Here is a 15,427-nt window from a genome sequence, read left to right as displayed (position 1 = left end):
ATGTACACTCGCGGTGACTAGTACCCACCGGGGCCGCCCTGACATGCCGACAACCATCAGCGACATCAAACGCATCCTCGAGATCGTCGAGGAATCGGCCTACGAAGAAGTCGATATCCAGTTCGATGACCTGCGCATCAGGGCCAGCAAAAACCGCCCCCTGGCACCGCTGGCCGGCGCCCCCCCGGCGAACCCGGCGAGCCCGGCGAGCCCGGCGAGCCCGGCGGCTCAGGTCGAAGTACCGCCCGTGGCGGTTCCCGAGGGCCTATTCGTGGTTTCCGCGCCCATGGTGGGGACCGTCTTCCGCGCGCCCGCGCCCCAGGAGCCGCCGTTCTGCGAGGTCGGCGACAGGGTGGCGGCCGATGACACCGTCTGCCTGATCGAGATCATGAAGCTCTTCAATTCGATCGCCGCCGGGGTCTCGGGGACGGTCAAGGAAATCCTGGTCGAGAACGGCGCCCTGGTGGCCTACGACCAGCCGCTGATCCTGATCGAGCCCGACTGATGCCGGCAGTGAAGATCGTCGACACCACCTTGCGCGACGGCCATCAGTGCCTGTGGGCGACCCGCATGTCGACGCCCATGATGTTGCCGGTGGCGGAAAAGATGGACCGCTCCGGCTTCGATGTGATCGAGGTCATGGGCGCGGTGCAGTTCGATACCTGCGTGCGATTCCTCGCCGAAGACCCCTGGGCCCGCCTGCGTGCGCTCAAGCAACGCATGACCAAAACCCCCTTGCAGGCCCTGATCCGCAGCAAATGCGCGCTCTCGTTCGAGCTGCAACCCACCGACATCGCCTGCCTCTGGGTCGAGCGCTTGATGGCCAACGGCATCGACCGCTTCATCGCCTTCGACGGCTTGCACGATCTCGACAACCTGGTCGACAGCCTGTTGCACGCCAAGAAGCTGGGCGCCCACACCACGGGCTGGCTGATCTTCAGCGATAGCCCCATCCACACCGACGAGCTTTACGTCGAGAAGGCCCGCGAGTTCCTCGATCGTTGCCAGGTGGATGCGCTGATGATCGAGGACACCAGCGGAATTTTGACCTCCGAGCGCGCCGCCACCCTAGTGCCGGCGCTGAAGCGGGAAATCGGCGAGGTCTCGCTGGGCCTTCACGTGCACAACCTGGTGGGCCTGGCCCAGCGCACCCAGATCGAGGCCGTGAAGCAGGGCGTCGACCACCTCTACACCTGCATCTCGCCCATCGCCGACGGCAACGCCCCACCGTCGGTCCAGACCACGGCGCGCAACCTGCGTTATCTCGGTTACGATGTTGACCTGGACGACGGCCTGATCGACGAGGTCAGCCGGCATTTCGAGGCCATCGCCCTGGCCGAGGACAAGCCGCTGGGCCGGCCCCAGGATTTCGACGCCTCCAACTTCGGCCATCAGGTGCCGGGTGGGGTGCTGAGCAACCTGGTGGCCCAGCTCGAGGCGGCCGGGCTGGGAGACAAGGTCGACGAGGTGCTGAGCGAAAGCACCCGGGTGCGCGAGGAACTGGGCTGGCCCATCCAGGTCACGCCGTTCTCCCAGTTCATCGGCGTCCAGGCCGCCCTCAACGTCATCGAGGGGGAGCGCTACAAACGAATTCCCGACGAGGTCAAGAAATATGCGCTGGGGCATTACGGCAAGCTGCTGGCACCGGTGGCGCCCGAGGTGCTGGACCGCATCATGGAAAACGGCGCCAAGACCATCCTGCCCTATGGTGGAGAGCCCGAGGCCACACTGCCAGGGCTGCGCCGGCGCTACCCCGCCGCCGGCGAGGACGAGCTGTTGTTGCGCCAGGCCTTCCCGGACAACCTGGTCGACGAGATCGTTGCGGCGGCGGCGGAAGGTCCTGACCACGCCCCTGGCGAATCGCCGGATCTCCAATTGATCCGCGAAATCGCCTCGACCTCCACGCTGCCCCACGTCTCCATCGAAAAGGGCGCGCTGAAGATCGAGCTGTGGAAATAGCGCCGGGATAGGCCGGGCCCATGATCGACAAGAGGATGGCATCCATTGCCGAATCCGTTGCCGACATCGGCGATGGCGCAAGCGTAATGATCGGCGGCTTCGGCACCGCCGGCAATCCGGTCAACCTGGTCGACGCCCTGGTCGAACAGGGGGCCAGCGGCCTCACCGTCATCGCCAACAACGCCGGCAGCGGCGAGCAGGACCTGGCCGCCCTGATGGCCAAGGGGCGGGTGCGCCGCGTCATCTGCACCTTTCCGCGGACGGCGGGATCGGTGGTCTTCGCCGATCTCTACCGCCAGGGAAAGATCGAGCTCGAGCTGGTCCCCCAGGGCACGCTGTCTGAGCGCATCCGGGCCGGCGGTGCCGGCATCGCCGCCTTCTACACGCCCACCGGCATCGGCACGCGGCTCGCGGAAGGCAAGGAGATTCGCACCTTCGACGGCGTCGAGTGCGTCCTCGAATATGGCCTGCGGGCCGACGTGTCCCTGATCCGGGCCGACCGCGCAGACCGCTGGGGAAATCTCACCTATCGTCACACGGCGCGGAATTTCAATCCCATGATGGCGGCGGCCGGCGACCTCTGCATCGCCGAGGTTCGCGAGATCGTCGAGTTGGGGGAGATCGAACCCCAACAGGTGGTGACACCAGGCATCTACGTCGACCGCGTGGTGCCTACGGGAGAGCGCCGATGAGTGGGCTCCGAAGCCAGCCCCTGAGCCGCGATCAGATCGCCTGGCGGGCGGCCCGGGAGATTCCGGACGGCAGCTACGTCAACCTGGGAATCGGCCTGCCGACCTTGGTAGCCAACCACATGCCGGCCGACAAAGAAGTGCTCTACCACACCGAAAACGGCCTCCTGGGCATGGGGCCGCGACCGCCCGAGGGGGAGGAGGACTGGGACCTCATAAATGCCGGCAAGCAACCGGTCACCCTGCTTGCCGGGGCCGCCATCTTCAACCAGGCCGAGGCCTTCGACATGATCCGCGGCGGCCATCTGGACTACGGGCTGCTGGGCGCCTACCAGGTATCGCGGCATGGCGATATCGCCAATTGGAGCCTCGAAGACAACAGCCAGCCGCCGGGCGTGGGCGGCGCCATGGACCTGACCGCCGGGGCGCGCAACATCTGGGTGCTGATGTCGCACAGTGACCCCGACGGACAGCCCCGCATCCTCGACCAATGCACCTTGCCGCTGACCGGGCCGGGCGTGGTCAAGCGCATCTTCACCGATCTGGCGCTAATCGATGTGGGCGACGACGGGCTGGTGGTGCGCGAGATGCTCGACGGCATGGATCTCGGGGCCCTGCAGGCCCGCACCGGGGCGCCGCTGCAACGTGCTGCCGACTGCGCGCCGCTCTGTTGCCCGGAGCTCTGAACCTAGGTGGCGGCAGGGCGCAAAAAGCCAGGACTGCAACGGATCCTGGTGGCCAACCGGGGCGAGATCGCGCTGCGCATCGTGCGCGCCTGCCGCCAGGCCAATATCGAGACGGTGGCGGTGCATTCAACGGCGGATGCAGGCTCGGCGCATGTCTGGGCGGCCGACAGCGCCGTTTGCATCGGCCCGCCACCGAGCTCGGAGAGTTATCTCAACAGCGCTGCGCTATTGCACGTGGCCCGCTCTCGCGACTGCGACGGCCTGCATCCGGGCTACGGCTTCCTGGCCGAGAATGCCGAGTTCGCCAGCCGCTGCGCCGATGCAGGTCTGACCTTCATCGGTCCCTCGGCCGATACCATCGCCCTGATGGGCGACAAGGTGGCGGCGCGCCAAACGGCGGAGCGCTACGGATTGAAGGTGCCTCCCGGCTCAGGCGAGGCCTTCAGCGACGGCCGCGAGGCGGCCAAGGCGGCGGCGGATATCGGTTTCCCCTTGCTTTTAAAGGCGCGCTCGGGCGGCGGCGGGCGGGGTATGCGGATCGTCGGCGAAAGCGACCCCTTCGAGGCCTTGTTCGCGCAAGCCAGCGGCGAGGCGGCGTCTGCCTTTGGCGACGGTGGCATCTATCTCGAACGTTACTTTCCCACCGTCCGCCATATCGAGGTCCAGGTCTTCGGCGATTCCCAGGGCAACGCCCGGCATCTCTGGGAGCGCGACTGCAGCCTACAGCGCCGCCATCAGAAACTGCTCGAGGAGGCCCCCTCGCCGGTGCTCGACGAGGCCATCCGAACCAGCATGTGCGAGGCCGCCGAGGCGCTGACCCGGGAGATCGGCTATGTCGGCGCCGGTACCGTCGAGTTCATCTACGACACAGACAGCCGGGAATTTTTCTTCATCGAAATGAACACCCGCATTCAGGTGGAACATCCGGTCACCGAGATGGTAACCGGCCTCGATTTGGTGGCCGAACAATTGCGGGTCGCCGGCGGCGAGGCGCTCTCGTTCGCCCAGGACCGGCCGAAAATCGCCGGGCACGCCATCGAATTCCGCCTCAACGCCGAGGATCCAGCCAACGGTTTCATGCCCTCGTTGGGCCGTTTGGAGCGCTGGCGGCCACCGGCCGGCTCAGGCGTTCGCCTCGATTCCCATGTCTTCGAGGGCTATTCGATCCCACCCTATTACGATTCCCTGCTCGGCAAGCTCGTCGTCCACGGCCACGACCGCGATGACGCCGTGGCCCGGGCGGCGACCGCCCTGGCCGGTTTCGGCGTCGACGGCGTCCACACCACCATCCCCTTCCACCGCTGGATCCTGGAGCACCCCGACTTCCTCGCCAGCCGCATCCACACGACGTGGCTCGATTCCCGCTAGCCGCAGAAAATAACCCCCGCCGTTTCCAGGCTTGAGATCTCGTCTTGCGACATTCCGGCAATCTCAGCCAGCACGGCACGCGTGTCCTCGCCGATCCGCCGTCCCGTCCAGCGCACCCCTCCCGGTGTTTGCGAGAGCTTGGGAACGATGCCGGGCAGCGTCACCTGGCCGAAATCCGCGTCCGGCATCTCGAGCAGCATGTCGCGGGCGCGGAAATGGGGGTCCTCGAAGATGTCCGCAACGGAGTAGATGCGGGCGGCCGGGATTTCGGCCTCGACCAGTTGCTTCTCCAACTCCATGAGATCCTTGTCAGCCGTCCAGGCGGCGACGATGGCATCCAACTCGTCAGCGTTGCGCCCGCGCTCGATGCCGGTGGCGAAGCGCGGGTCCTCGACCAGGGCCGGGGATCCCATGAGCTTGGCCAGGCGCCGGAAAGTCCCCTGATTGGCGGCGGCAATATGGATATAGCCGCCGGCCGACGTCGGGTAGAGGTTGTTGGGCGAATGGTTCGGTAGCGCCGAGCCGGCCCTTTTCGCCACCTCACCCAGCATTGAATAAGCCGGGATGTGGGGCTCCATGAAACTGAAGGCGCCTTCGTAAAGCGCCGCGTCGATGACCTGTCCCTGGCCCGTCTGCTGGCGATGCAAAAGCGCCATCATGGCACCCAGCGCGCCGTAAAGCCCGGTGATGTCGTCGGTCAGGGAAATCGCGATGCGCGGCGGCGGCCGGTCCGGATCGCCGGTGATTTCCCTGAGACCGCTGACCGCCTCGGCGGTGACGCCGTAGCCCAGGCGCGTACGATACGGACCGGTCTGGCCGTAGCCCGAGATGCGGACCATTATGATACCGGGGTTGAGGGCGGAGAGCTCGTCATAGCCCAGGCCCCACTCCTCCAGCCTGCCGGGGCGGAAATTCTCGATCAGGATGTCGCAGGCGGCGGCCAATTTGCGCACGATCTCCTGACCGTCAGGGGTTCTCAGATCCACCGATATCAGCCGCTTGTTGCGAAAGATGTTGGCGGCGTAGAGGGATTTTCCCTGGTGTTGCCGGCCCATGGAGCGCAGCGGATCACCGTCGATGGGTTCCACCTTGATGACCTCGGCTCCGAAATCGGCCAGCAGGCGCCCACAAAAGGGCGCCGCCACGGTCGATCCCAGTTCCACAACCCGACGGCCGCTTAGTGGTCCCTGGCTGGCAGCGTCCGTCATGGTCCTTCCCCTTCCCTAAGCGATGCACGAACCTATCAGTTTCTTTTGCGGTTCCTCAATTGCCGCGGCCCGGCGTATGTTGGCCGGCGTTTCCCCGTGAAAAGCGAGGTCAGCCCATGCCGCATCTGCTCGATATCCTGGCGGACAGGGTTCTGCTCTGTGACGGCGGCATGGGGACCAGCGTCATGCCGCTCAATCTGGATGCGGAAAAGGATTTCGGGGGCTTTGAGAACTGCACCGACATCCTCACCCGCTACCGCCCCGACGTCATCCGCGGCATCCACATGGGCTTCCTGGAAGCCGGTTCCGACATGATCCAGACCAACACCTTCGGCGCCAATCCGGTGACGCTGGGCGAGTTCGGCTTGGCCGAGGAGACCTTTTCCCTCAACAAGGAGGCCGGCGAGCTGGCCCGCGAGGCGGTCGAGGCCTTCCGTGGTGACGGGCGGGCGCGTTTCGTGCTCGGCGATATCGGTCCGGGCAGCAAACTGCCCAGCCTGGGACATATCGACTACGACACCATGGAGCAGGGTTACGTCCTGCAGTGCGCCGGCCACATGGCCAGCGGCGTCGACGCCATCCTGATCATCACCTGCCAGGACCCCCTGCAGGTCAAGGCCGCCGTCAACGGCGCCAAGCGGGCGCTGGCGGAGGCCGGCAAGGATCTCCCCATCCTGCTGCAGGTCACCGTCGAGACCAATGGAACCATGCTGGTGGGTAGCGACATCGCCGCCATGGCCACGACGGCGGCGGCCCTCGACGTGCCGATGATGGGTCTCAATTGCGCCACCGGGCCCCAGGAGATGGCGCCGCACGTCGAATGGCTGGGGCAAAACTGGCCCGGACTGATCGGCGTCCAGCCCAACGCCGGCTTGCCCCAACTGGTCGAGGGCCGCACCCATTATCCGCTGGAAGCGGCGGAGCTGGCGACCTGGATGGAGCGCTTCATCGAACGCGACGGGGTCACCTTCGTCGGCGGCTGCTGCGGCACCGGCGACGGCCACCTGGCGGCGCTGGACGCCATGCTGCGCCGGCGCGCACCCCGTGGCAGCCATCGGCCGGCCGCCGTGCGCCGCCGGATCTATCCCGTGGCCGCCCTGGCCTCGCTCTATTCGCGGCTGCCGCTGGGGCGCGATGACGGCGTCCTGGCCATCGGCGGACAGTGCAACGCCGCCCGTTCGGAAGCTTTTCGCGCCTCCCAGGAGGCCGCCGACTGGGACTCCTGCGTCGCCCTGGCGCGGCGCCAGGAGCGCGCCGGCAGCCAGGCCCTGGAGGTCGGCACCGCTTTCGCCGGCGCCGACGAGGCCGGCGCCATGGCAGCCCTGGTGGACCACCTGCGGACGGCGGTGGCGGCGCCGCTGGTCGTCGCTTCCGAGGATGCCGAGGTCCTGGAAACGGCCCTCAAACTCTATGGCGGCAAGGCGGTGATCAAGGCCATCGATCTCGCCGGGGGCCAGGAAACGGCCGCCGAGCGCCTGCGGCTCGCCCGCCGCTTCGGTAGTGCCGTCATCGCCCGCACCAGCGACCAACAGGGCCCGGCGCCGAGCGCCGGGGACAGGCTCGGCCTGGCCCGGGAGCTCCATGACCTGGCCTGCGGCGTTCACGGCCTGGCGGCGGCCGATCTTCTCATCGACCCGGTGGCCGCGCCCGTGGGCGATGGCGATTGCCCCGAGACCCTGGCGGCGGTGGCGGCCATTCGCGGCGAGTTGCCCGACTGCCAGGTGGTGCTGGAAATCGGCGCCGTCTCGGCCGGCCTCGAAGCGGCGGCCCGGCAGGTGCTGGAATCGGTGTTTTTGCACGAGGCGGCGGAACGCGGCCTGAGCGCGGCCATCGTCGACAGCGCAGGCACCCTGCCCGTGTTGCAACTGGAGGCGGACGACGCGCGGGCGGCCCGCGAGCTCATATTCGCCGCCGCCCCGGATGTGGCCGCGTTCGCCGCCCGCTTTGCCGGGCGCGCGGTGGGCGGCGGCGACAGCGCCGAGCCTCCTGCCGAGGTGGCGGAAAGGCTGAAACGACGCATCATCGAGGGCGACCGCCCGGGCCTCGACGACGATCTCGCCGAGGCCTTGGAGGACCGGACGCCGCTCGACATCATCAACAATGTCCTGCTCGACGGCATGAAGTCGGTCGGCAACCTCTACGGCGAAGGCAAGTTGCCGCTGCCCTACGTATTGCAGTCGGCGGAAACCATGAAAGCCGCCGTGAACTGTCTCGAACCCTTCATGGACAGGGCCAGCAATGTCGGCAAGGGATGCATCGTGCTGGCCACGGTAAAGGGCGACGTCCACGATATCGGCAAGAACCTGGTCGATGTCCTGCTCAGCAACAACGGCTACCGGGTCGTCAACCTGGGCTCCAAGCAAACCATCGATGCCATCATCCAAGCCGCCGACGAACATGGTGCCGACGCCATCGGCATGTCGGGGTTGCTGCTCGCTTCGGCGCTGGTGATGCGGGAGAATCTCAAGGAAATGACCCGCCAGGCCATGGATCTGCCGGTGCTGGTCGGCGGGGCGGCGTTGAACCGGCGGTTTGTCGACGAGGACTGCGCCGAGGCCTACGAGTGCCGGCGCGTGGTCTACGCCCGCGACGTATTCGACGGCCTGCGCTTCATGGACATGGTGGTCGAGGATGAATTCGATGATCACCTGACGGAGGTCCGCGAGGCACAGCCCGAGAGGCCGTCCCGGCCGGCGCCGGCGAAGCAGGCGCGGCCCGTGGACCTCGAGGAAATCCGCCTGCGCCGGGCCGAATTGCAGGCCCAGGTGAAGGTGCCCGAGCCGCCCTTTCTGGGCAGCCGTGTGATCGAGGAGATAGCGCCGCGGACCCTGGTGCCGTTGCTCGACGAAGCGGTGCTGTTTCGCTTCCATTGGGGCTTCAAATCAAGCGACCGTTCGGCCGAGCAGTGGCGGGAGTGGGCTTTCAAGGAAGCCCGGCCGATCCTGCAGCATCTGCTCAAGACCTGCGAGCATGAGGCCATTTTGCAGCCCAAGGCCGCCTATGGGTTCTGGCGCTGCGCCGCCGAAGGCGATGACCTGGTGCTGTTCGGGGAAGACGCAGAAACCGAGGCCACGCGCTTCGCTTTCCCCAGGCAGGCACGGGCGGACGGTCTTTGCATCAGCGACTTCTTCCGCACCGCCGACAGCGGGCAGAGGGACATCATCGCGCTTCAGGCGGTGACCATGGGCCAACGGGTGGGCCAGGTGATGCAGCAATGGTTCGAAGCCGACCGCTATCAGAATTATCTATATCTCAACGGCCTCGCCGCCGAGATGACGGAGGCCCTGGCCGAGTACGTGCACCAACTTATCCGAACAGAGCTCGGTATCGCCGATGCGGACGCCGCGGAGACGGAGGAACTTCTCCGCCAGGGCTATCGGGGCGCGCGCTACTCGTTCGGCTTTCCCGCCTGCCCCGACCTTGCCGATCAGCGCCGGCTTCTCGACTTGCTAGGTGGCGAGCGGCTGGGAATAGTCATCGGCGAGGAAGGCCAGATGCACCCGGAGCAGTCCACGTCCGCCTTCGTCGTGCACCATCCGCAGGCCCGCTATTTCAGCCTTTGACCCGCATTTCTCAGGCGGCGGAGCGGAGCTGGTCGCGCATGAGTTCGGCCAGGCCGACGATGCCGGGCTCGATGCGATCTTCGGGGATGGACGAGAAACCCAGGCGAAAATGGTTGGCAGGTGGTTCGGGAGCGGCGAAGAAGACGCGGCCGGGCTCGATGATGATGCCCTGCGCCAGTGCCCGGCCAGCCAACTCGTCGGCATCCAGCCGCGCCGGGCCGGTGAGCCAGAAGCACGAGCCCCCGAAGGTGGCCGGGATCAAAGTCTCCGGCAGGTGGCGCTCGAGCGCCTGGTGCATGACCTGCCAGCGCTGGCGATAGTTCTTGTGCAGGCGCCGGATCAGCGAATCGTAATGCCCTAGTGCTATAAAGAGCGCCGCCGTGCGCTGCATGTGGGTCGGCGGGTGGCGCAGCATCAGGCGCCTGAGCGACCGGGCCTCGGCGATGAACTCGGGCGGGCCCACCAGGAATCCCAGCCTGAGGCCGGGGAACAGCACCTTGGACAAGCTGCCCACGTAAAGCACGCGGTCAGCCTCGTCCAGCGACTTGAGTGCCGGCATGGGGCGTTCGGCGAAATTGGTCTCGCTCTCGTAATCGTCCTCGATAATCAGAAAACGGTGCCGGCCGGCGGCTTGCAGCAGCGCCTCGCGCCGCGCCATGGGCAGCGTCACGGCGGTGGGCAACTGGTGGCTCGGCGTGGTGTAGAGGTATTGGCAGGCGGACAGGCGTTCATCCACCGGCAGGCCGCCGGCATCGACCGCCAGCGGCACCACATGCTGGGTGCAGAGGCCGAAAATATTGCGCGCATCGGCATAGCCCGGCTCCTCGAAGCCGACCGTGGCATCCGGCGTGACCAGCAGGCTGGCGATTAGGTAAAGCGCGTTCTGGGCCCCCAGGGTGACCAGGATCTCATCCGATTTGACGAAGATGCCGCGGCGCGGCAACAAGCGCTCGCGGATCTGCTCGACCAGCGCTTCGTCGTCCTCGGCGAAATTGTCCGACATCCACCAGGCCATCTCCTTGCGCCCCAGCGCCTGGCGGGTGCACTCGCGCCAGGCACCGATGGGAAAGAGATCGAGGTCGACCTGGCCGTAGACGAAAGGAAACTCGTAGTCCTGCCAAGCCGAAGGCTTTTCGACGTTTGACTGGCGCGTCGGGCGGACCCGAAAGCGCCGTTCCCAGTCGGGGCCGTCGTGGGGTTGGCTGGGGGCTTGGCTGGGGGCTTGGCTGGGGCCATGGCTGGTGCCGGGGGCACGGTCATCCTGGATGCCTTCGGCCACGAAGTAGCCAGAGCGCTGGCGCGAAGTGAGGAAACCGTCGTCGACCAGGTGTTCATAGACCAGCACCACGGTGTTGCGCGACACCCCAAGGGCTTCGGCCAGGCGGCGTGAAGAGGGCATCGCCGTACCGGCGACCAAGCGGCCGTCGACAATGTCGGCCACCAGGCGCTCGCGGATCTGCGCCTGGATGCTTTTTCCCGGCACCAGCCGGATGTGGAAAAGCGAATGGCGCATGCTGGCCCCGTCGGAATCCCCTATCTGGCGCTATCGGTGCTCCAGCCTGCGAGGCTAGCGTTTGTCGGCCGAGGCAACAAGGGCGGGGCATCGTCATGAACGAGCTGACAGCGGTATCTGCGGGCGAGAACAGCGGGGCCACCAACGCCAGCCTCGAACACCTCTTCATGCCGTTCACGGCCAACCGCGACTTCAAGGCCGATCCCCGCCTGTTGGTGCGGGCCGAGGGCATGCATTACTGGAACCCTCGGGGCGACAAGCTGCTGGACGGCTGCTCCGGCCTCTTTACCCATGCCGCCGGGCACTGCCGCCGGCCCATCATCGAGGCCGTGACGGCCCAGCTTGCCGAGCTCGACTACACGCCGCACTTCCAGTTCGGCCACCCCGGTTCGTTCGAACTGGCGAGGCGCCTCGCCGATCTCACGCCTGATCCCTTGAACCACGTCTTCTTCACCAACTCAGGCTCCGAATCCGTCGACACGGCGCTCAAGTTGGCACTGGCCTACCAGCGCGCCCGCGGCCAGGGCCAGCGCTTCCGCCTGGTGGGCCGCGAGCGCGCCTACCACGGCGTCAACTTCGGCGGCCTTTCGGTGGGCGGCATGGTCAAGAACCGCGAGAGCTTCGGGGCCGGCCTTGCCGGCGTCCACCACATGCGCCACACCTGGCTCCCGGAACAGCGCTTCTCGGTCGGCCGGCCCCGGCTTGGCGGCGACCTGGCCGACGACCTGGAACGCTTGGTGGCGACCCACGGCGGCGACACCATCGCCGCCTGCATCGTCGAGCCCATCGCCGGTTCGACCGGTGTGCTGGTGCCGCCCGAGGGCTATCTCGAGCGGCTGCGCGCCATCTGCGACGCCCACGGCATCTTGCTCATTTTCGACGAAGTGATCTGTGGCTTCGGGCGCACCGGCGAGGCCTTCGGGGCCCAGTCCTTCGGCGTTACCCCCGACCTCATGACCATGGCCAAGGCGCTGACCAACGGCACCATACCCATGGGAGCGGTGGCGCTGGCGGACGAGATCTACGAAACCATCATCGGGGCCGGCGCCGAGGGCAGCGTGGAGTTCTTCCACGGCTACACCTATTCCGGCCACCCGGCGGCCACGGCGGCCGGGCTGGCGACGCTCGATCTCTACCGCGACGAGGACCTGTTTGCCCGCGGCCAGGCCTTGTCGGCCGGTTTCCTCGAACGCGTCTTTGCCTTGCAGGACCTGGACGCGGTCAGCGACATCCGCGGCTATGGCCTGCTGGCAGCCGTCGAGATGGCGCCCGGCCAAGTGCCCGGCCAGCGCGGCCATAGGCTGCTCAAGCGCTGCTGGGAAGCCGGCCTGGTGCTGCGCATGACGGGCGACACGGCGATCCTGGCACCGGCCCTGATCGCCGCTGAAGACGATCTCGACGAAATGGTGGCCACCCTGAGGGCAGAGATCCCGCTATGTCTGTGAATCGGGCATGAATTACCCTAGACTCGCACTGGTAGCGAAACCCGCACCGGAAGGGGGGCCCGGTCCATGAAGGGCGCGGTGGCTGACAACGCTGCACGCATCGGCGAGGCCGTAGAAGCCAATTTCGCCGACCAGGTGCGCTTTACCGCCGAGCTGGTGGGCTATCCCTCGCTCAGGGGCCAGGAACACACGGCCCAGGACTTCATGGCCCGGGCATTCCGCGATGAGGGCCTCGACGTCGACCGCTGGCAGGTGCGCATCGAGGACCTGGAGCATCTGCCCGGCTTCTCACCGGTGTCTATTTCCTACGACAACGCCTTCAACGTCGTCGGCAGCCACCGGGCGGCCTCGCCCCGGGGCAAAAGCCTGATCCTCAACGGCCACATCGACGTGGTACCAGAGGGCCCGCACGACATGTGGAATTCGCCGCCCTTCGAGGCCCGCGAGAAGGAGGGCTGGCTCTATGGCCGCGGCGCCGGCGACATGAAGGCCGGGCTGGTCTGCTGCCTTTACGCCCTAAAGGCCCTGAAAAGTGTCGGATACCAGCCGGCCAGCGATCTTTTCATCCAGTCCGTGATCGAGGAGGAATGCACCGGCAACGGCGCGCTGGCATGTCTGCAACGCGGCTACCGGGCCGATGCCGCCATCATCCCCGAGCCCTCGGGCGGCACCCTGGGCGAGGCCCAAACCGGCACCATCTGGATGCAGATCACGGTGCGCGGCCTGCCGGCCCACGCGGCTTACGCCGAAAAGGGCAACAACGCCATCAAGGCGGCGTTTCGCCTGATCGCGGCGCTGGAGGTGCTGGAGGAAAAGTGGAACGCCGAGAAAGACCGCCACCCCCACCACGCCCATCTCGCGCACCCCATCAATTTCAATATCGGCAATATCACGGGCGGCGAGTGGCCGGCCTCGGTACCGGCCCAGTGCGTCTTCGACCTGCGCGCCGCCATCTTCGCCGACAACGACATCAAGGCGCGCAGCCGCGAGCTCGAGGATTGCATCCGCCAAGCCGCGGCCGGCGATCCCTTCATGGGCAACAACCCGCCCCAGATCGCCTATCACGGGTTCCTGGCCGAGGGCTATATCCTGGAGAACGCCGAGGAACCGGTGGCGCTGCTGGAAGCCTGCCACAAGCGGGTGCACGGCCAGGAACTCGAGGGCCGAGCCGGTACCGGCACCACGGATGCCCGCTTTTTCGGCCTCTATGCCGACATTCCCGGCCTGGTCTACGGGCCGCTTGCCCGCGACGTGCACGGCTTCAACGAGTGCGTCGAACTTGACAGCGTACGCCGCATCACCGAGACCATCGCGCTATTCGTGGCCGATTGGTGCGGTTTGGATGAGTTATGAAATTTTTGCAATCACAGGGAGAAACGAGATGAAAACCAAAAGAATCCTGACCGCCGCCATCGCCGGCGCGGCCATGGCTCTGGTGTTGGCCGGCCCGGCCAGCGCGGCCGAGCCCAAACAAGGCGGCACGCTGACCTTCATCTACCGCATCATCGGCGGCCACTTCAATCCGGCCATCGCCTCGGGCACGCCGACCGGCATCCCCGGCACCCAGTTGTTCGCGGCACTGCTGCGCTTTGACGCCCAATGGAACCCGCAGCCTTACCTTGCGGAAAGCTGGAAGATCGCCGACGACGGCCTTTCGGTGCGCGTCAATCTGCGCAAGAACGCGGTCTTCCACGATGGCCACCCCATCACCTCGGAGGACGTCGCCTTCTCGATCGCCACCTACCAGAAGAACCACCCCTTCAAGCCCATGTATGCACCGGTGACCAAGGTCGATACCCCCGACCCCCACACCGCCATCCTGCGGCTTTCCAAGCCCCATCCGGCGATCCTGCTGGCCATGTCGTCGCAGCTTGGCGTGGTCATTCCCAAGCACGTCTACGGCAAGACGGATAACATCCGCAAGCATCCGCAGAACAGCCAGAACATCGTCGGTTCGGGCGCCTTCAAGCTGAAGGAATTCAAGCCCGGCGAGCACATCATCCTGGAGCGTTTCGACAAATATTTCCTCAAGGGCAGGCCCTATGTCGACCGCATCGTTTACAAGAAGATGGCGGAATCGACGAGCCGCATCATCGCCCTGGAAAAGGGCAAGGCCGACTTCACGGCTTTCGCTGCCGATGCCCAGGAACTGACGCGGTATAAGAAAAGCAAGCACCTCTCGCTAACGCCGAACGGCTATTCGGCCATCGGCCCGCTCAACTGGCTGGCTTTCAATACCGCCAGGAAGCCCTTCGACGACAAGCGCGTGCGCCAGGCCTTTGCTTATGCGCTCGACAAGAAGTTCCTGCTCAAGGTGCTCTATCAGGGCTTCGCCCAGCGCGCCACCGGCCCCATCCATCCCGGCAGCGTCTTTTATTCGGCCGACGTCAATCACTACAACTACGATCTCGACAAGGCCAAGGCGCTGTTGGATGCCGCCGGCTACAAGCCGGATGCCTACGGCGTGCGCATCAAGACCACGCTCGATTTCATCCCCGGCGGTGCGCTGTGGAAGCGCTGGGCGGAGCTGACCAAGGCGCAGCTCAAGAAGGCCGGCATCGCCGTCACCATCAAGGCCTCGTCCGATTTCCGGGCCTGGCTCAAGACCGTAACCAGCCACAACTTCGACATGACCCTGGATTCGGTCTTTAACTGGGGCGACCCGGTGATCGGCGTGCACCGTACCTACCAGTCGTCGAACATCCGCAAGGGCGTGCCCTGGCACAACACCCAGCAGTTCAGGAACGACGCCATCGACGCCATCATGGAAAAGGCGGGCAAGGAGCTGGACCTCGGGAAGCGCAAGGCGCTGTACGCCGAAATGCAGAAAATGATCGTCGACGAGGCGCCCATCGCCTACATCAACGCCTCGCCCTACCACACGGTCTACAACAACGAGCGGGTCGGCAATCCGCCGATCAATTCGATCTGGGGAACCTCGGCGCCCTGGGACGAGACCTACATCAAGCAGTAGCGGCGGTACCGGTGGAGGGGAA

11 protein-coding genes are annotated in these 15,427 nt (G+C 66.2%); 9 read left to right on the top strand and 2 right to left on the bottom strand.

Annotated elements, in window-relative coordinates; all coding sequences use genetic code 11:
- Nucleotides 1–43 precede the first annotated feature (43 nt).
- From accB to QGG75_18905, 5 genes are read left to right on the top strand one after another with little or no spacing between them, the layout of a single operon-like run.
- The gene (gene accB, locus QGG75_18925) at nucleotides 44–505 is read left to right on the top strand and encodes an acetyl-CoA carboxylase biotin carboxyl carrier protein (GenBank protein MDP6069302.1); all 462 of its coding nucleotides are present in this window, start codon (nucleotides 44–46) and stop codon (nucleotides 503–505) included.
- Nucleotides 505–1,959 (top strand): pyruvate carboxylase subunit B, encoded by a 1,455-nt coding sequence (locus QGG75_18920; GenBank protein MDP6069301.1) that lies wholly within the window; start codon nucleotides 505–507, stop codon nucleotides 1,957–1,959. Before accB ends, QGG75_18920 begins: the two co-directional genes overlap by 1 nt.
- 20 nt (nucleotides 1,960–1,979) lie before the next feature.
- Nucleotides 1,980–2,651, top strand: coding sequence for a 3-oxoacid CoA-transferase subunit A (locus tag QGG75_18915; GenBank protein ID MDP6069300.1), 672 nt, complete (start codon nucleotides 1,980–1,982; stop codon nucleotides 2,649–2,651).
- Complete coding sequence (locus QGG75_18910; protein ID MDP6069299.1) at nucleotides 2,648–3,334, top strand: 3-oxoacid CoA-transferase subunit B; 687 nt, start codon at nucleotides 2,648–2,650, stop codon at nucleotides 3,332–3,334. Before QGG75_18915 ends, QGG75_18910 begins: the two co-directional genes overlap by 4 nt.
- A 6-nt stretch (nucleotides 3,335–3,340) precedes the next feature.
- Nucleotides 3,341–4,702 carry an acetyl-CoA carboxylase biotin carboxylase subunit gene (locus QGG75_18905; GenBank protein ID MDP6069298.1) on the top strand — a complete coding sequence of 454 codons (1,362 nt, stop codon included), beginning with the start codon at nucleotides 3,341–3,343 and terminating at the stop codon, nucleotides 4,700–4,702.
- On the opposite strand, the gene QGG75_18900 is transcribed toward QGG75_18905, so the two are convergent.
- A complete protein-coding gene (locus QGG75_18900; GenBank protein MDP6069297.1) occupies nucleotides 4,699–5,910 on the bottom strand; it encodes a CoA transferase in 1,212 nt (403 codons plus the stop codon). The genes QGG75_18905 and QGG75_18900 overlap by 4 nt on opposite strands.
- Nucleotides 5,911–6,026: 116 nt before the next feature.
- Between QGG75_18900 and QGG75_18895 the strand changes: the two genes are divergently transcribed.
- On the top strand, nucleotides 6,027–9,473 hold the full coding sequence (locus tag QGG75_18895) for a homocysteine S-methyltransferase family protein (GenBank protein ID MDP6069296.1): 3,447 nt from the start codon (nucleotides 6,027–6,029) through the stop codon (nucleotides 9,471–9,473).
- Between the two features lie 10 nt (nucleotides 9,474–9,483).
- Here the strand turns inward: QGG75_18895 and QGG75_18890 are convergent, their stop codons facing one another.
- Nucleotides 9,484–10,986, bottom strand: a complete 1,503-nt coding sequence (locus QGG75_18890) for a PLP-dependent aminotransferase family protein (protein MDP6069295.1) — start codon at nucleotides 10,984–10,986, stop codon at nucleotides 9,484–9,486.
- A gap of 95 nt (nucleotides 10,987–11,081) precedes the next feature.
- Here QGG75_18890 and QGG75_18885 point away from each other — a divergent pair, with 95 nt between their 5' ends.
- From QGG75_18885 to QGG75_18875, 3 genes are all read left to right on the top strand, one after another.
- Nucleotides 11,082–12,431: an aminotransferase class III-fold pyridoxal phosphate-dependent enzyme gene (locus QGG75_18885; GenBank protein MDP6069294.1), complete on the top strand. Its 1,350-nt coding sequence runs from the start codon at nucleotides 11,082–11,084 to the stop codon at nucleotides 12,429–12,431.
- A gap of 66 nt (nucleotides 12,432–12,497) precedes the next feature.
- A complete protein-coding gene (locus QGG75_18880) occupies nucleotides 12,498–13,784 on the top strand; it encodes an ArgE/DapE family deacylase (GenBank protein ID MDP6069293.1) in 1,287 nt (428 codons plus the stop codon).
- A gap of 28 nt (nucleotides 13,785–13,812) precedes the next feature.
- Entirely contained in the window at nucleotides 13,813–15,405 is a 1,593-nt protein-coding gene (locus QGG75_18875) for an ABC transporter substrate-binding protein (GenBank protein MDP6069292.1), read from the top strand.
- The last annotated feature ends 22 nt before the right edge of the window (nucleotides 15,406–15,427 follow it).

This window comes from Alphaproteobacteria bacterium (genome assembly GCA_030740435.1).
Lineage (GTDB): Bacteria > Pseudomonadota > Alphaproteobacteria > UBA2966 > UBA2966.
Note: the sequence above shows the minus strand (reverse complement) of the source record. Positions and strands in the feature narration are given on the sequence as shown.